Source organism: Maricaulis sp. W15 (genome assembly GCF_001924955.1).
GTDB lineage: Bacteria > Pseudomonadota > Alphaproteobacteria > Caulobacterales > Maricaulaceae > Maricaulis > Maricaulis maris.
This window is the reverse complement of record NZ_LQXG01000012.1, coordinates 379,531-395,740: the sequence shown is the minus strand read 5'-3', so window position 1 is coordinate 395,740 and position 16,210 is coordinate 379,531. Positions and strand designations below refer to the sequence as shown.

Below are 16,210 nucleotides of genomic sequence, written 5' to 3'. Positions count from 1 at the left end.
GTAGAGACCGGCCGATCCGGCCTCGGGGGGGAAAGCATGATCTTGCGGCGTCTTGCCATTGGCCTGCGCAAGCAGGACTGGGTCACTGTGGTGATCGAAACGCTGATCGTGGTGTTTGGCGTGTTTATCGGTCTGCAGGTCAATAACTGGAATGAGGCGCGGCAGGAGCGGATCGAGACGCACAGCCTGCTGGAGCGGCTGGAGCGTGATTTCGAGCAGCAATTGGCGCTGACCGATAGCGGGATCGCGCGGCAATTACTGTATCTGGAGGTCACGGACCGCTTGATCACCGGTATTCGTGCCGGCCAGCTTGATGAGGACTTCCTCGCCTCTGACCTCGCCCTGGTGGATTCCATCGGCAGCATGCCGGCACCGTCCGCCGCCTTCGAGGAATTGGTCTCAACGGGCCGGATGCGCCTGATCAGAAACGCGGCCTTGCGCGACGAACTCTACAGATATGACAGCTATACCGGCTTCCTGTATCTCCAGTTCTCGCAAGTCGCCGAGCCGGTGGCCGAACTGAGCCGGGTCATCATCCGCGCGAAAACACTGGAACTGACCGGGCAACCGTCGACGAGGTTCGAACAGCTCGGCCGGGTTGAGGCGATCGATCACACGGTTCTGCTGGAAGATCGAGAGATCATGGATGCGCTGCAGAGCGCTTATATCACCCAGGACAACACACATCTCATCCTGATCGCCCTGCGGGCGCGGATCGAGCGAATTCTCGACCTTCTGGCCGAGGAGCGCGGAGAGCCGGGTCCCTAGTGCGAAACCGGGACAAGTGGCCATGTCGCCACCCTCTGCAGGCGCTGCCAGGATGGCGCTCCTGAATGGTCAGAATGCGCCCGCGCAAGCTTGCACCACAACACAAATCCCCTAACCTCACCTCACCTTATTGTTTGTGTTGGGGATTCGGATATGACGCAGTTTCTTGGAGCAACCAGAGCGGCGTCTGTGCCGGTGCATTTGATCGGCTTTCATGTCGCGCTCGACGGGACGCGGCTTTATGACCGGGTGGCCCTGACGATCGATGAAGATGGCCGGGTCGGCGGCACGCTGGACCGGATCGCCGAGCGTGACGGGGTGCCGCACCGGGCCGAACTGCGCGGGCTTCTGGTTGGCGAGCGTCTCGCCCTGATGCTGGAATTTGACGGCGTCTCGCCAAGCGGGGTGATGCTGGACCTGGTGCCTGAAGTCTGCGTCCATGGTGCCGCCATGAGCGGGCGCATTGCCGGCGGTGATGGCGAAGCGGCCCTGCCCTATGTCATGGCGCATGCGCCCGCCGCGCGGCTCGACCGTTCACCCACACATGGCTGGGGCACGGTGCTGGTGACACCGGTGGCGGCCGGTGAGACGGTGGTCGGGATTGATGGTCCGGTCGGCGCCGAGCAGACGCCCTATTCCTTCCGCACTGATGACAATCGCCATGTCGAACCGGCCGGATACGGCCATTTCGTCAATCATGCCTGTGAGCCAAGCTGCGAGATCGTCTATGATCTCGAAACCGCCCTGCCGACCCTGGTGGCGCTGCGTGATCTGGCGGCCGGGGACGAGGTGACGTTCGACTATACCCGTACTGAAGGGCAGCTGGCCGGCAGTTTCCAGTGCCGCTGCCCGGCCCTGGTTCACAAGGTCTAGGCATCCCCAAGGTCTGAGGCGTTTCAGTCGTTGCTGAAGCGGACGCGGACCGGGGTGCGACGCCCCGGTCCCTGCATGGCCGTGCGGACCAGTGAATTGAAGCGCAGATTGGTCATCATCACCTGGTCGTCGAAGGTTTCGGCGAGGAGGTCATTGTCGACGATGAAGCTGGCCTGCTCGGCCGGAACCGGTGCTGCGAAATAGATCCAGGCAAACTCGCCATCGATCTCGGCGCCGACAAAAGCAGGCTCCAGCAGCTCGCCGTCCGTGTCTGCCATGCGAAAAGCGCCGGCCGCATAGGCGCCGACCGCCGCCATGCCGTCCGGCGTCGCCAGGAAATCGACGGCGTCGAGGCCGGTGCGGTCGAGGGCTTCCATCAGGTCGTGGGCGTAGATCCGGTGGATAATTTCCAGCTCGGCAGTGCGCGCATTGACGGCGATCTCGGTGACGCCGGCATGCATGCGATGGGCGTGCGACGGGGCTGTCACCAGGGACAGCCCCGCCAGAAGGGTCAGGAGGGTCAGCGGCGCGCGCATGCGTGGCGTCCCTCCCGTTTGCCTATTCCGGACGCGTGCGGACACTGTCGCGCGTCACGCGCTGGTCCATATCGTCCATCATGCTCGACGGGTTCGAGCTTGAGCGATAGAGCTCGAGACGCGTCGGTTCGATGCGCGGCGGATAGTAATTATCCGTGCGATCGGCATCGGCAGTTTCGCGCAGCGGGTCGAGCTCGACCGAGACGACCTGACGGTCGGTGACATAGGTCCAGGTCACGTTTTGCGGATCATAACGCCACACCTCGGCCGGAATCCGCACCAGATCAGTGCTGCCATCCGCGAAGGTGAACTCCAGGATGATCGGCATCACCACGCCGCCCTGATTGGTGAAGTCGAGATAGTAGACGCGGGTATCGCTGTCGAGGATCTCCGCTTCCCAGTCTTCCATCCGCTCACGCGCGGTTTCATAGGCTTCCCGCTCGCGCTCGGTGACCGTGAACGGGTCATTGCGCGAATAGAAGTCCTGCACTTCCGGATTGCGCTCGGCATAGGTCACGATGCCCTCCGCCGCATTGCGCTGCGGGGTGAGGTTTTCGCGGAATTCGGTGTCGTCAGCTCGCTCCAGCAGATTTTCGATGGCCGGGTCCTCGGTGTCGAACGTGCCCTCGATCACCCGGTCGAGCGAGATGTCGACATGGTCGGTGGAGTAGAACCAGCCACGCCAGAACCAGTCGAGATCGACACCGGAGACCTCTTCCATGGTGCGGAAGAAGTCATAGGGCGTCGGCCGCCGGAACCGCCAACGCTCGGAATAAGCGCGGAAGGCGTCGTCGAACAGTTCACGTCCCAGCACTGTCTCGCGCAGCACGACCAGCGCCGTGGCCGGCTTGCCATAGGCATTGCTGCCGAACTGAACAATCGAATCCGACTGCGTCATGATCGGCATCTGATTGCTGGATGCCATGTAGCCGGCAATCAGGTCGGGGTCGCCGCGGCGCGAGCGGAAGCCTTCTTCCCACTGCTGTTCGGCCTGGAATTGCAGGAAGGTGTTGATGCCTTCATCCATCCAGGTCCACTGGCGCTCGTCCGTATTGACGACCATCGGGAAATAGATGTGGCCGATCTCGTGAATGATCACGCCGATCAGGCCGCGCTTGGCGCCCAGCGAATAGCTCAGATTCCCGTCATCATCGACCATCGGACGGCCATAACTGCCGCCATTGAAGGTGATCATCGGGTATTCCATCCCGCCCTGCGGGCCGGCAATCGATTGCGCGACCGGATAGGGGTAAGGGAAGGCAAAATCATTATAGACATCGAGCGTGTGCTCGACGGCGCGGGTCGAGAAGGTCGACCACAAGGGCTCGCTTTCATTGGGATAAAACGACATCGCCATGACGAGGTCGGGCGCCTGCCCCATCCCGTCCTGCTCGACGCCAACCGCATCCCAGATGAATTTGCGCGAACCGGCCCAGGCGAAATCGCGGACATTCTCGGCCCGGAACTCCCAGGTCGCCATGGAGCGGGTGCCGCGACGCTCATTGGCGCGGGCTTCGGCCGGGGTGACGATGAAGACCGGCCCGTCCGCGGTGCGGGCCTCGTCCAGGCGGGCACGCTGCGGTTCGGTCAGGACCTCTTCCGGGTTTTGCAGAACACCGGTCGCCGAGACGATGAAATCCTGCGGCACGCGGATGGATACGTCGTAGTCACCGAATTCGAGCGCGAATTCACCACGACCGAGGAAGGCCTTGTTGTGCCAGCCTTCATAGTCGGAGAAGACGGCGGCGCGCGGGAACCATTGGGCGATCTGATAGATGCAATCGCCGCCGGTATCCTCGGTCTCCTCGAAGCATTCCCAACCGGCGCGGCCGCCGATGACCTGGGTCTCGACCAGGCGGTAATCCCACTCGATCGTGAAGGTGACGCTGTCGCCGGTTTCCAGCACATCATCGAGATCAAGGCGCAGCAACGTGTCGACAATGGTGAAGTCCATCGGTTCGCCATTCGCATCGGTGACGCCAGTGATATTGAAGCCGTAACCGTCCTCATTGAGCATCTGGCGACGGCGCAGGGAGCTGGCCGACATCCCGTCCGGGAAATCACCACCGACACGGCCGGCCGAACGGCCACCGCCGCCAACAGTCTCGGTCATCACCGCGATGGAATCGGGACGGAAACGGTTCTGGTCGAGCAGGAACCACAGGAAGTCGAGCGTATCGGGTGCGTTATTGGTGTAGGTAACGGTCTCGGTGCCGAACAGATGCCGGGCCTCTTCATCGAGCCGGATATCAATGTCGTAATCGACCTGCTGCTGCCAGTAATCCGGACCCGGTGCACCGGTCGCGCGGCGTTCCCGGTTCGGCGAGGGCCAGTCTTCGTCCTCGAGCTGGCGGAAGGCATCGCGCCAGTCATTGACGGTCTGCTGGACAGGCTGGGCGACCGCGACGTTGAACGTCGCAGCCGCCGCTGCAAGAGCGATGATGTTGAGTGTGCGCATTATTCCCCGATACCCCTTTTGTGGGATTGTTCGGAGGCAGATTTAGCGCGCTCACCCGGCGAGGTCACCCCTGCCTTTCCGCATTGTCATGATGCGTCGTGCGACCAATTGCTCAGCTGGTTCCCTGTGCCGTCATCGCCGGAGCCGGCTCACGGCGCTTGCCCAGCGACATCATCCACGAGCCCAGTCCGATGAAGAGCAGCAGGAAACCGGCCAGGAAGCCGAGCCCGCCGATCGCACCAAAGGCGGCAAAGACAGCCACGACACAGAAGGTGGACAGAAGGCGCATGCCCAGCCCCATAGTCTTCTCGTCCGGCTTGCGGTTGAAGATCATGTCGCCGACCGCGACCGCACCAAAGCCCATGCAAAGCAGCATGAAGGGCCAGAAGATCAGCCACATGATCGGGATCAGCAGGATGCCGACCACGGTAATCGCCAGCAGAATGGTCATGATGATCAGGAAGACTGGCGACAGGGCAAAGCCGATAAATCCGAAAAAGCCACCGACCACCGGGCGGTCCCGGAAACGGGCCGCGACGGAGGCCACGCCATTGGGTGCCACCAGCAGGGCCATCACGGCCAGCAGGAAGACAGCACCAGGAATGAACAGGCCGAACACACCGGTCGGGGCATCGAAGTCGAAATCGATATGATCCCAGTCCTTGGCGCCGAAATTGAACTGGCGGTACTCATAGTCATAGCTGCCAAAACGGGTGCCATCGGCCACCACCGGCTCGTGCGGCGAGCGGATGCGGAGTTCACCGGCGACTTGCGTCCCGTCCAGGATATAGACTTCCTCGGCCATGATCTCGACATCGTCGAGAAAGATGCCGGCGAGGTGGATTTCACCGCCTTCGATATCAACCGGGCCGGTGAACTCGCCGGACAGGTGGACCTCGCCGCCCACGATCTCGGCGGCGCCGGCAAAGCGGCTGGCCGAACTGGTCTCGACAAAACCACCGGCCATTTTGGCATCACCGCCAACCTGGCTGTCGATCTCGACATGACCGGAGGCCGCGTTGAGCATGCCACCGATGGTGCCGGAAATACGCGACTCCCCGCCGGCAAAATTGGCGTCTCCCGTGACATTGGCGCGCGAGACGACCTCGCCGCCGGCCAGGTCGATGTCCCCGCCGACCGATCCGGCGACGTCGATCTCTCCACCCACCAGCTGGACCGAACCGGTGACATCGGCGTTGACCCGGACACTGCCGGCCACGCCCTTTATGTCGCCATTGACCTGGCCGCGGACATTCATCTCGCCGCCCAGGAAAATGACATCGTGATTACTGCCATCGATTTCGACATCGCCACCGATGACCTGGGCCGATGCAGCCCCGGCAAAAAGGGAAATGGCCAGCCCCCCGACCATGACCCACGTTTTCATCGTGATGTTGTTCATTGTAAAATCTCCCTGCGCCCCCCGGCGGTCAGGTGAAGGTTTCAAACGCGATTGAGTGACAGGCTCAGTCGTCGATCAGGTCATCGCAGTCGCGTCCGTCGCGCGGCTGATAGTCCAGGCCGGAAACCCGGGCGCCGCTCTGCGTGACCGGCGGCTCTTCCGCCCACACCGTCACGCCGGGACCGACGCGGCTTGTGTCGGTAAAGACAACGGAAATGGCACAAATCTCGGCGCCGCCCGACAGCGTGCCACCAACTTCGATCATTCCGCGCTGGTTTCGGCGACGGTTATTGCGCAGTTCATCAGCGGCGACGAGCTTGGCCGGTCCGACGGCTTCACCGGTGAACCAGATCTCGTCGGCCTGGGCATGCAGCGTGTCGCCGAACCAGCCGGCCACACGCATTTCGCCGGCCGCCAGAGCGGCCTCGCCATGGACGCGGCCGGTAAAGTCGATTTCGCCACCGGCGAGATTGAGGTCATCGTCAACCTCAGCGGAAAAATTGATGTCACCACCGGCGATCGAAACCTCGCCACGGACGCGGCCGGAAAAATCAATATCGCCGCCGGCGATCGAGGCTTCACCGCCAATATCCATGTCGTCGATATCGACATCGCCTGCGACCAGGCTGAGATCGCCACCGATCCGGCCACGCAGATTCATATCACCGGCCAGGCGGCTGTAATCCCCGTCACGGTCGAGCACGGTATAGCCGTCGGCAGTGCGGGTGCTGTGGCCACGCAGCATCTTGCTGTCATCGTCGTCAGCAACAACGATCACGCAGCCCGATGTCATCAGCGCAGTGGTCAGGGCCGAAGCGGCCAGCAGGACCTTTTGCATGCAAGTCTCCCGTTCGTGTCAGGACTCTTCGAAGCCCCATTCATACGCTCCCCAGCGTCGAGTCGAAGCTTACATTATCGAAAAACGATATCAACCAGTTTTTTCGTTTTTCGATAAATTATTTCCGTAAATCGCGATATTCATGACGGCGATGAATGTGAATCATTCCTCCCCCTTCCCTCTGCGTCAGCCAAGCGTAATATCTCCGGTCAAACGAGCGTCCGCGACAAGGGGCGCCGATGGGAGGATTACATGGCTGACACCACAGCCGCCGGAAACATTCCGGCTGACGCCGGCACGCCGGACCAGGGCGCGCCGGTCGGGGAAACCTTCAAGGGACCCGACTTCAACCTCAACCGGATCCGCAAATCCGTCTTTGCCGCCCTGCTGGATTCCAAACGCCGGTATGGCAGCAAAAAGCTGGCAGCTGTCGATGCCGACGGCCGCGAGCTGAGCTTCGGCGACCTGACCAAGGCCGTCTTCGCGCTCGGCCACGCGCTCAAGGGCGGAACCGAGCCGGGCGAAGCGGTCGGCGTCTTGCTGCCGACCGGCGTCGGCGCGATCATCTCCTTTTACGCGGTCTCGGCCTATGGCCGTGTCCCCGCCATGCTCAATTTCACAGCCGGTGAACGCGCCCTCAAGGCGGCCTGCCGCGCCTGCAAGGCCAAGCGCATTGTCACCGCGCGGCGCTTTATCGAACTGGGTGAGCTGCAGGAGCTGGAAGAGGCCCTGAAGGAAGATCATGAGCTGATCTATCTGGAAGATGTCCGCGAAAACCTCTCCACCATGGACAAGCTGGCCGCCGCCATCGGCATGGTGGCGCCCTTCCTGGTGCGCGCCCATCCCGATCCGGACAGCCCGGCCGTCTATCTCTTCACCTCCGGCACTGAGGGCGATCCCAAGGGCGTGGTGCTCAGCCATGCCAACCTGCTCGCCAATGTCGAACAGGTCCGCGACCATATCCGCATCCTGCCGACTGATGTGTTGTTCAATCCGCTGCCGACCTTCCATTGTTTCGGACTGACCGGCGGCGTGCTGGTGCCGCTCGGCCTCGGCGTACCGGCGATCTGCCACCCGACCCCGCTCCAAGCCAAGACCATCGTCAAGCGCATCGCCGAGACCAAGGCGACCATATTGTTCGCCACCGATACTTTCATGAACCAATATGCCCGCGCCGCTGACGAGAACGATCTGTCGACGCTGCGTATGGCCGTGTGCGGTGCCGAACGGGTCAAGGATGAGACACGCTCGTCGTTGCGCCGACGCTTCAATCTGGAAATCGTCGAAGGCTATGGCCTGACCGAGGCGGCCCCCGTCTTCTCGGTCAACCAGCCGGACAATAACCGGCCCGGAACGGTCGGCCAGATCATGCCGGGGTGTGAAGCCCGGTTGATCCCGGTTCCCGGCATCAATGATGGCGGCCAGCTGCACATCAAGGGGCCGAACATCATGAAGGGCTATATCCGTCCGGACGCGCCGCTGGTGCTAGACGCACCGCTGGATGGCTGGCACGACACGGGCGATATCGTCTCCATCGACGAGGACGGCTTCATCTCGATCCGCGGTCGCGTGAAGCGCTTTGCCAAGCTGGGCGGGGAAATGGTCTCGCTGGCCGTTGTCGAAAATTGCGCCACCTCGCTGTGGCCCGACAATATGCACGCCGCTGCCGCCATTCCCGACAAGCGCAAGGGCGAGCAGATCATCCTGCTGACCGATTACGACAAGGCCGACCGCGCCGATCTGGTGGCCTTTGCCCGCAATCACGGCATTTCCGATCTCGCCATTCCGCGCAAGATCATCAAGGTCAACTCGATCCCGGTGCTGGGCACCGGCAAGACCGATTACGGCTCCGTCCAGAAGACGGTTGAGGCGCTGATGGCGGAAGACGCGGTACCGGTCGCAGAACCAGCGGAGTAGGCGTCACCGCGCGACTGGATGTCCTGGATGGGTCCGGAGCCCGACCGCCTTGCCGAAACAAGAGGGAGCTGGAACCGGCGGATCGTCCTGATGGACAACCGTGGCCGCCGGACCCCGGATTCTTTGTCCCGGCGCGCTTATTGCGCCGGGATGGAGCGTGCAGGCGATCAGATATATTTGCAGCTGCGATCACCAAGGGCTTCAAAGCGGAAACCGTCACCGCTCGGGCGCTGGTTCGAAATGACCAGGAGGTCACCCTCAATCCGGGCATCGCTGCGGATCTCGACTTCCGCCGCGCAGATCATGCCACCTTGTTGCAGGCGTCCGGCGAGTTCGACCCGGCCATTGCCACGATCATTGTCGCGCCCGTGACCGCGGACCGCCACCGGGCCGGCAATGTCGGCGCGCAGGATCATGCGTCCGCCATCCATCTCCAGACCGCCATCAATGCGGCCCGCCAGTTCCATGCGGCCGGCGGCGATGACGAGATTGCCGTTGATGATGGCGTCGACATAACCGGTCCCGGCATCAATCTCGGCATCACCCGCCACAGTGCCCGTGAAACGCACCCGGCCGCCGGCAGCGATCAGATTGCCGCCGACCCGGGCGTCCGAGCGCACCGTGGCCCCGGACAGGTCGAGATCGCCGCCAACATCGCCGTCGGCGCCGACAAACATGCCGGAAAATTCGGCGTCGCCGGGCACGTCGACATTGCGTGAGGCGACCAGTCCGGCCGATTCAACGGACTGGTTGTCGCCGTGGCCGGACACTGAATAAGTGCAGGCCGACAGGACGATGGCGGTGGTCGCAGAAAGCAGAATTCGGGTCAGCATGACATCCTCGCAAGGCTCTGGTTTGCCCCTTGGATGCACGACGCGTCCGCAATGGATGCACGACCTTGGTGAATTTTGTCAGATCCTAGAAGTGCAAGGCCCGGCCATAGGCGTCGAGCACGCTCTCATGCATCATTTCCGACAGGGTCGGGTGCGGGAAAACCGTGTGCATGAGTTCCGCTTCCGTGGTCTCGAGCTGGCGCCCGATCACATAGCCCTGGATCAATTCCGTGACTTCCGATCCAACCATGTGGGCACCCAAGAGCTCGCCCGTCTTGGCGTCAAACACGGTTTTCACCAGGCCCTGATCATCACCGAGCGCGATTGCCTTGCCATTGCCGACAAAGGGGAAGCGGCCGACCTTGACCTCATGCCCGGCCTCCTTGGCCTTGGCTTCAGTCAGACCGACCGAGGCAATCTGGGGGTGGCAATAGGTGCAGCCCGGAATATTGGACGTCTCAAAGGGATGCACTTTCTCGCCAGCGATCTTTTCGACACAAACAACTGCCTCATGGCTGGCCTTGTGCGCGAGCCAGGGCGGGCCCGCGACGTCACCGACGGCGTAGAGCCCCTTCACATTGGTGCGTCCGAAACCGTCATTGACGACATGGCCGCGATCGATTTTCACGCCCAGGGCCTCCAGGCCCAAATTCTCGATATTGGCCGCAATGCCGACGGCCATGATGACTTTCTCGACCTCGACGATCTCGACCTTGCCCTTGGCGTCCTTGACGTGGACCTTCACGGTCTTGGCGGTCTTCTCCAGCTTTTCGACCTGGGCCGAAACCATCAGCTTGAGACCCTGCTTCTTGAAGCTCTTGGCGGCGAAGGCAGAGATCTCCTCGTCCTCGACCGGCAGGACCCGGTCCATCATCTCGACGACGGTCACATCGGCGCCCATCGTGTTGTAGAAGCTGGCAAATTCGATCCCGATCGCACCCGAGCCGATGACCAGCAGGGATTTCGGCATGGTGTCCGGCACCATGGCTTCGCGATAGCTCCAGATCTTGTCACCATCCGGGACCAGCCCGGCCTGCGGGATGGTGCGGGCACGGGCACCGGTCGCGAGGATGACGTGTTTGGCAGTGTATGTGTCCTTGTCGACGATGACGGTCGGCGCTTCGCCACCCTTTTTGAGCGTGGCTGTGCCCTTGATCACCGTGATCTTGTGCTTCTTCATCAGCCCGCCAATGCCGCCGGTCAGGCGTGAGGAGACCTTGCGCGAGCGCTGAACGATGGCCTGGATGTCAAAGCCCACCTTGTCCGCCGACAGGCCGAAATCCGCGGCATGCTGCATGAGATGATAGACTTCCGCCGAGCGCAGCAGCGCCTTGGTCGGGATACAGCCCCAGTTCAGACAGATACCGCCGAGTTCGTCGCGTTCGACCACAGCCGTCTTGAAGCCCAGCTGGGCGGCTCGGATCGCGGCCACATAGCCGCCCGGTCCACCACCAATCACGATCACGTCGAAAGCGCCTGAGCTCATGGCTTGCCTCTTTATTTCGCTAGCGAACCAATTATGGTTCCGTTATCAGCGAGATACCAGCCAGCGCCCCCCGGATCAATCCGCGACGTCGATCACCACAACAAGACTCGTCATCCGTGCGCTCAGATATCGACCACGGTCTGGGTCAGGTCACTGTCCGGATTATCGCCGGTATTGGTGACGCCGGCCTTCTCGATCAGCAGGATATGCACAGTCTCGGTCTGGGTGACGGGACGATGGCGCACGCCCTTTGGAATCACGCACAGCTCGCCGGGCCCGAGGATGACGGCATCCTGCCCCTCGATCTCGATCCGCAGAACACCCTGGGTCACAAGGAAAAGCTCGTCTTCATCCGTGTGCGAATGCCAATCGAAGGAACCGGCGCCCTTGGCCAGTTTCAGCTCGTAATTGTCGAGGGTGGCAATCCGCTTGGGCGACCAGACCTCTTCGAACAGGCTGTGTTTTTGAACCAGCGAGATCGTTTCGACCGTCATGACATCCTCCCGCGCATCGCGACTCACGTATCACTGTCGCTGTGCAACGACATTACCCGTTGGGAGGAACAAGCCAAATGACCGGTATCAGCGATCTGGGAACCCTGTTGGCCGGTCTGCGTCCGGAACCTGATCCAACCCGCTATGGCTTCGTCACCGCTGAACGAGCGCTACTTGCGCCGTATGCCGACACGGCCCTGATGATATTCCACGAGCGCGAAGGCACGACGCTGATCCTGCCCTGGCAAGAGGCCGTGGCGGCGGACCTCGACCCTGTCTTCCCCTGCCGCCGCATCACCCTGGCCATCCACTCCTCGCTCGAGGCGGTCGGCTTCATGGCCCATGTCGCCGCCGCCCTCGCCGCCGAAAGCATCGGCTGCAATCCGGTTGCCGGCTATTTCCACGACCATGTCTTTGTGCCCGAGGACCGCCTCGGCGATGCGTTGGCCGCCCTCAAGGCGTTGGCGCGGGCCAATGGTCGCGAATTTGATTGACGCCTTGACAGGCCAAGCCTAAGAGCGCCCTCCTCTTGTGGATGGATGCGCGGATTTGAGCCTGCTGCCTGCCGGTCTGACCGGCCTGCCTGCCTTCGACATCGACATGCTGTGCGACGCCCTCGCCGGACCCGGCTTTGCGGCTGTCCGCCTGACCGACACAGCAATGCTGTCGGCGCTGCGCCAGGAGGCCGAAGCCCTGTGGCAGGAAGACGCGCTCACTCCGGCCGGCATCGGCCGCGCCGAGGATCATGAGCTGATCGCCGGCATCCGCCGCGACAAGACGAAATGGCTCGACGGGTCGACGCCCGGACAGATCGCCTATCTGGCGTTCGCCGAAGCGCTTCGCCGCGAGGTCAATGCCCGGCTCATGCTCGGCCTGTTTGCCTTCGAGGCACATTTCGCCGTTTACGAGGCCGGTGCCTTCTACAAACGCCATGTCGACAGTTTCCGCGGCGCCCGCAACCGCGTCCTCTCGACCGTGCTCTATCTCAATCCGGACTGGCGCGAGGGCGATGGCGGGCATTTGCGCATATATGGCGAGGATGATCAGGTGCTGACCGAGCTGCGCCCGGAATTCGGCACGCTGGCAGTCTTCCTGTCCGAGGAAATTCCCCACGAAGTGACGGTCTCGCACCGCGAGCGCTTTTCGATTGCCGGCTGGCATCGCTGCAATGATCGTGGGCTGGCGCCAGCACTGCAGGTGAAAGCCCTGCCGATCGCGCCCTAGCTGAGCGGCTTGGCCGGCGTTGGCTTGCCGTTGGCATCCAGCGCGACCATGACATAGTCCGCTTCGCCGACCTTGCGGCGGTCACCGGTCATCAAATCCTCGGCTTCGGCCAGCACCGCGACCGTTATCGAAGTCCGTCCGACCGAGGCGATGGTGGCGATCACGTCGAGCAATTCGCCTTCACGCGTCGGCGCAATGAAATCGATCTTGTCCGACGCCGCCATGCCGACATCGCTGCGGGTGTGCCGCGAAGCGGCGATATAGGCCGCCTTGCCCATCAGCGACATGGCATTGCCGCCAAATAATTGGCCCAAGTGATTGGTGTCACCGGGGAAAACCAGTTGCAGCGTGCGGGCATAGCCCGGCGGGCTGGGCGCGAATTCCGGCTTGGCGTCGGGCGATGGCGGCAGTCGGTCCGGATTGGTCTTGCGGTCGGCAGCGACCATGGTGAAGGCCCCGCGTGTGCAGACATGACGGGCACCGGTGATCAGGTTTTCCGCCGCCAGCTCGACATCGACGATCAATGACGTGCGCCCGACCATGCGGACCTGTCCGGTCAGCTCGATCAGATCACCCAGCAGCGCCGGCGCCACGAAATCCAGCTTGTCACAGGAGGCCGTCACGAAGGGGCGACGGGCATGACGCGCCGCGACCAGGAAGGCGAGCTTGTCCATCTCCGCCATCGCCGCACCGCCGAAATACGTACCCTGGTGATTGGTCTGGTGCGGGAAGACGAGATCGGTGTGGCGGATTTCGGCGAGATGGCGGGGCTGGGCCATGGAGGATTCGAGCGGCTCACCGGCTTCGCCCCCACCGCACGCAGGGCAGCGTCGCAGCCAAAGATCGCAGCCGTTGGCGCCATATCGGTGACCGCACTCGTCGCAGGCAACTTCATAGACTGTTTGGTTGGGATGTGACGTGCTCGCCAATCCGGTCGCTCTAATCACCAACTGATTGTTTTGATTTGTATCGCCCGGCCCGACCTTCATGACAGCTTCCCTTTCGAAGCGGCGCCACCGCGCCAGCTGAACCCATTCTTCTCTTGCCGGGATGACGCCTCAGAGGTCTTGACCCGTCAAGGGGCATGCCCGCAGCGCGGCGCCTTCGGCGCCCTTGACGGGTCAAGACCTCTGAGGCCAGCTGGCTGCCAAGAGAATTATGGCTCAATCCGCGCGAGGCGCGGGGCGGTCACGAAGTTCGACCTCCCCTACCTACATCAGCATCGTCATCGGGTCTTCGACATAGGTCTTGAAGGCCTGCAGCCATTTCGCGCCGGTGGCGCCGTCGACGACGCGGTGGTCGCAAGTCAGCGTGACCGTCATTACCATGGCAATCGCCAACGCGCCGTCCTTGACGACCGGGCGTTGCTCGCCCGCCCCGACCGACAGGATCATGCCCTGGGGCGGATTGATGATCGAGGCGAAGCTGTCGATGCCGAACATGCCCAGATTGGACAGGGAGAAAGTGCCGCCCTGGAATTCTTCCGGCTTCAGCTTGCGGTCGCGGGCGCGTGTGGCGAGGTCTTTGGACTCGCGCGAGATTTGCACCAGGCCCTTTTGATCGGCATCGGCGATGATCGGCGTGATCAGACCGCCCTCAATGGCCACAGCCATGGAGACGTCGGCATGCTTGTGGCGGGCAATCATCCCGCCCTCGATCCAGGACGAGTTGGCGGCCGGGACCTTCTTCAGCGCCAGGCCGGCGGCCTTGATCAGGATGTCATTGACCGAGACCTTGTCGCCATCCTTCTCGGCGGCGGCATTGATGCGTTTGCGGAAATCCATCAGCGCATCGATGCGGCAATCCACGGTGAGCGGGAAATGCGGGATGTCGCGGAAGCTCTCAGACAGGCGCTTGGCGGAGATTTTGGTGATCCCGTCGGCTTTCTCGACGTCATAGCGGTCGCGGGCGATGCCATAGGCCTTGAGCGGGTCGTCCATATCGACGGGCGTGGCAGCGGGGGCGTCCGCCACATTGGACGCGCCAGCCTTGGACGGTTGGGCATTCTCGACATCGCGCTTGACGATCCGGCCATAAGGGCCTGATCCGTCAATGGTTGTGAGGTCCAGACCCTTGTCGGCGGCGATCCGTTTGGCGAGCGGGCTGGCCTTGATGCGGTTCTCGCCGCCCTCGGCGGCGCCCCCTTCGTCTCCGCCTTTGGCGGAGCCACTTCCCCCGCTCGCGGGGGCAGAAACAGACTCGGATTTTCCTCCACCGCTTGCGGGGGAGGTGTCAGCGGAGCTGACGGAGGGGGCCGGCGCCGCAGGCGCCGGGGCAGAAACCTCGGTTTCACCCTCTTCGAGAAGGATGGCGATCACGGCATTGACCTTGACGCCCTCAGTGCCGTCCTCAACCAGGATCTTGCCGACCGTGCCTTCATCGACGGCCTCGACTTCCATCGTCGCCTTGTCGGTCTCGATCTCGGCCAGGACCATGCCGCTTTCCACGACATCGCCTTCCTTGACGTGCCATTTGGCGAGCGTGCCCTCTTCCATGGTGGGTGACAGGGCGGGCATCAGGATTTCAATCGACATGGTTTCAGTCCTCGCCTCAGGCGTCATTGGCGCCCGGTTGGGCCAGTTCGGGGTTGATCTTGGAAGCGTTCTTTTCCCAGTTCGCGCCGTCAAATTCCTCGAAGCGCAGCTGGAGGTCGGCATCGGCGTCGAGCGCGCGCAGATTGACGCTCCAGCCATCGGGATGCGAGCGCGGCACATAGAAGCTCTTCACACCGCACTTGGCACAGAACATGTGCTTGGCCTGATGCGTGCCGAACGTATAGGTCGTCAGGCTCTCCGCGCCGCGTTCGATCTTGAAATCGTCTTTTTCGACAATGAGATGAATAAAGCCGGTCTTGGCGCAGATCGAGCAATTGCACGACAGGGCGACAACACTGTCCGGCAGGTTCACGGCAAAGCCGACCTCACCGCAATGACACTCACCATGGCGCCAGGATTTGGTGGGGGAGTTGGTCATGTATCCTCGCCGAAAATCGTTCGCACCTTTGGTTCATCCAGCGCGAGAATGTGAATGCATTCCTGTATGGTCAGAATAACCCAATGCCGAGCCTTCGCGTCAGGCTTGTCAAAAACAATCTCATTCTCGACAAAACCGGAGATGACAGGGGAATTGAGCACTTCAAACATGTTGACCGACGTCAGACGCAAGAGCTGGTCTTGGTGCCTCTCATCCTCAACTATGCAGTGCCAGAGCGGCGTGGAGACGAACTCACAGGCAAAAGAGTCTTGGCGATCATTTTCGCGCGACATCAGTTTCAGCGAAAGCTCCCCGAGTTCCGCGTGACAGGAGATGAAGTCGTACGTCCCGGGCGGAATGGCTGGCTTCCACTCCCTGAATTCTGATTTCGAAAAATCGAACACAACT

At 62.2% G+C, this 16,210-nt stretch carries 16 protein-coding genes; 5 read left to right on the top strand and 11 right to left on the bottom strand.

The features are described from left to right. Nucleotides 1–36: 36 nt before the first annotated feature. Both AWH62_RS07295 and AWH62_RS07290 read left to right on the top strand, forming a co-directional pair. The gene (locus tag AWH62_RS07295) at nt 37–768 is read left to right on the top strand and encodes a hypothetical protein (protein ID WP_075189813.1); all 732 of its coding nucleotides are present in this window, start codon (nt 37–39) and stop codon (nt 766–768) included. Between the two features lie 153 nt (nt 769–921). Beyond that, nucleotides 922–1,641: an SET domain-containing protein-lysine N-methyltransferase gene (locus AWH62_RS07290; RefSeq protein ID WP_083635066.1), complete on the top strand. Its 720-nt coding sequence runs from the start codon at nt 922–924 to the stop codon at nt 1,639–1,641. A gap of 23 nt (nt 1,642–1,664) precedes the next feature. Here the strand turns inward: AWH62_RS07290 and AWH62_RS07285 are convergent, their stop codons facing one another. From AWH62_RS07285 to AWH62_RS07270, 4 genes are all read right to left on the bottom strand, one after another. Then, nucleotides 1,665–2,177: a DUF6702 family protein gene (locus tag AWH62_RS07285; protein WP_075189811.1), complete on the bottom strand. Its 513-nt coding sequence runs from the start codon at nt 2,175–2,177 to the stop codon at nt 1,665–1,667. A gap of 22 nt (nt 2,178–2,199) precedes the next feature. Beyond that, nucleotides 2,200–4,635: a M1 family metallopeptidase gene (locus AWH62_RS07280; protein WP_075189810.1), complete on the bottom strand. Its 2,436-nt coding sequence runs from the start codon at nt 4,633–4,635 to the stop codon at nt 2,200–2,202. A gap of 112 nt (nt 4,636–4,747) precedes the next feature. Then, nucleotides 4,748–6,037: a hypothetical protein gene (locus tag AWH62_RS07275; RefSeq protein ID WP_075189809.1), complete on the bottom strand. Its 1,290-nt coding sequence runs from the start codon at nt 6,035–6,037 to the stop codon at nt 4,748–4,750. Between the two features lie 64 nt (nt 6,038–6,101). Beyond that, complete coding sequence (locus AWH62_RS07270; RefSeq protein WP_075189808.1) at nt 6,102–6,875, bottom strand: hypothetical protein; 774 nt, start codon at nt 6,873–6,875, stop codon at nt 6,102–6,104. 252 nt (nt 6,876–7,127) lie between these two features. Here AWH62_RS07270 and AWH62_RS07265 point away from each other — a divergent pair, with 252 nt between their 5' ends. Continuing rightward, nucleotides 7,128–8,792 (top strand): AMP-binding protein, encoded by a 1,665-nt coding sequence (locus AWH62_RS07265; protein ID WP_083635065.1) that lies wholly within the window; start codon nt 7,128–7,130, stop codon nt 8,790–8,792. Between the two features lie 167 nt (nt 8,793–8,959). Here the strand turns inward: AWH62_RS07265 and AWH62_RS07260 are convergent, their stop codons facing one another. From AWH62_RS07260 to AWH62_RS07250, 3 genes are all read right to left on the bottom strand, one after another. After that, the gene (locus tag AWH62_RS07260; RefSeq protein WP_075189807.1) at nt 8,960–9,625 is read right to left on the bottom strand and encodes a hypothetical protein; all 666 of its coding nucleotides are present in this window, start codon (nt 9,623–9,625) and stop codon (nt 8,960–8,962) included. Between the two features lie 85 nt (nt 9,626–9,710). Next, entirely contained in the window at nt 9,711–11,111 is a 1,401-nt protein-coding gene (gene lpdA / locus AWH62_RS07255) for a dihydrolipoyl dehydrogenase (protein ID WP_075189806.1), read from the bottom strand. Nucleotides 11,112–11,233: 122 nt separating this feature from the next. Further along, nucleotides 11,234–11,605, bottom strand: coding sequence for a cupin domain-containing protein (locus AWH62_RS07250; RefSeq protein WP_075189935.1), 372 nt, complete (start codon nt 11,603–11,605; stop codon nt 11,234–11,236). Between the two features lie 77 nt (nt 11,606–11,682). Here AWH62_RS07250 and AWH62_RS07245 point away from each other — a divergent pair, with 77 nt between their 5' ends. Then, on the top strand, nt 11,683–12,099 hold the full coding sequence (locus AWH62_RS07245; protein ID WP_075189805.1) for an ACT domain-containing protein: 417 nt from the start codon (nt 11,683–11,685) through the stop codon (nt 12,097–12,099). A gap of 55 nt (nt 12,100–12,154) precedes the next feature. After that, nucleotides 12,155–12,829, top strand: coding sequence for a 2OG-Fe(II) oxygenase (locus AWH62_RS07240; protein WP_143742972.1), 675 nt, complete (start codon nt 12,155–12,157; stop codon nt 12,827–12,829). Here the strand turns inward: AWH62_RS07240 and AWH62_RS07235 are convergent. The 4 genes from AWH62_RS07235 to AWH62_RS07220 all read right to left on the bottom strand — a co-directional run bounded on the left by AWH62_RS07235 (nt 12,826) and on the right by AWH62_RS07220 (nt 16,206). Continuing rightward, nucleotides 12,826–13,608, bottom strand: coding sequence for an acyl-CoA thioesterase (locus AWH62_RS07235; protein WP_075189804.1), 783 nt, complete (start codon nt 13,606–13,608; stop codon nt 12,826–12,828). The genes AWH62_RS07240 and AWH62_RS07235 overlap by 4 nt on opposite strands. Nucleotides 13,609–14,040: 432 nt before the next feature. Then, a complete protein-coding gene (locus tag AWH62_RS07230; protein WP_075189803.1) occupies nt 14,041–15,363 on the bottom strand; it encodes a pyruvate dehydrogenase complex dihydrolipoamide acetyltransferase in 1,323 nt (440 codons plus the stop codon). Between the two features lie 16 nt (nt 15,364–15,379). Beyond that, a complete protein-coding gene (locus AWH62_RS07225) occupies nt 15,380–15,802 on the bottom strand; it encodes a GFA family protein (protein WP_075189802.1) in 423 nt (140 codons plus the stop codon). Then, a complete protein-coding gene (locus tag AWH62_RS07220) occupies nt 15,799–16,206 on the bottom strand; it encodes a hypothetical protein (RefSeq protein WP_143742971.1) in 408 nt (135 codons plus the stop codon). The genes AWH62_RS07225 and AWH62_RS07220 overlap by 4 nt, the downstream gene beginning before the upstream one ends. Nucleotides 16,207–16,210 lie beyond the last annotated feature (4 nt).

Coding starts and splice junctions, on each gene's coding strand:
- AWH62_RS07295 (WP_075189813.1), top strand. CDS start 37: ATGATCTTGCGGCGTCTTGCCATTGGCCTGCGCAAGCAGGACTGGGTC.
- AWH62_RS07290 (WP_083635066.1), top strand. CDS start 922: ATGACGCAGTTTCTTGGAGCAACCAGAGCGGCGTCTGTGCCGGTGCAT.
- AWH62_RS07285 (WP_075189811.1), bottom strand. CDS start 2,177: ATGCGCGCGCCGCTGACCCTCCTGACCCTTCTGGCGGGGCTGTCCCTG.
- AWH62_RS07280 (WP_075189810.1), bottom strand. CDS start 4,635: ATGCGCACACTCAACATCATCGCTCTTGCAGCGGCGGCTGCGACGTTC.
- AWH62_RS07275 (WP_075189809.1), bottom strand. CDS start 6,037: ATGAACAACATCACGATGAAAACGTGGGTCATGGTCGGGGGGCTGGCC.
- AWH62_RS07270 (WP_075189808.1), bottom strand. CDS start 6,875: ATGCAAAAGGTCCTGCTGGCCGCTTCGGCCCTGACCACTGCGCTGATG.
- AWH62_RS07265 (WP_083635065.1), top strand. CDS start 7,128: ATGGCTGACACCACAGCCGCCGGAAACATTCCGGCTGACGCCGGCACG.
- AWH62_RS07260 (WP_075189807.1), bottom strand. CDS start 9,625: ATGCTGACCCGAATTCTGCTTTCTGCGACCACCGCCATCGTCCTGTCG.
- lpdA (WP_075189806.1), bottom strand. CDS start 11,111: ATGAGCTCAGGCGCTTTCGACGTGATCGTGATTGGTGGTGGACCGGGC.
- AWH62_RS07250 (WP_075189935.1), bottom strand. CDS start 11,605: ATGACGGTCGAAACGATCTCGCTGGTTCAAAAACACAGCCTGTTCGAA.
- AWH62_RS07245 (WP_075189805.1), top strand. CDS start 11,683: ATGACCGGTATCAGCGATCTGGGAACCCTGTTGGCCGGTCTGCGTCCG.
- AWH62_RS07235 (WP_075189804.1), bottom strand. CDS start 13,608: ATGGCCCAGCCCCGCCATCTCGCCGAAATCCGCCACACCGATCTCGTC.
- AWH62_RS07230 (WP_075189803.1), bottom strand. CDS start 15,363: ATGTCGATTGAAATCCTGATGCCCGCCCTGTCACCCACCATGGAAGAG.
- AWH62_RS07225 (WP_075189802.1), bottom strand. CDS start 15,802: ATGACCAACTCCCCCACCAAATCCTGGCGCCATGGTGAGTGTCATTGC.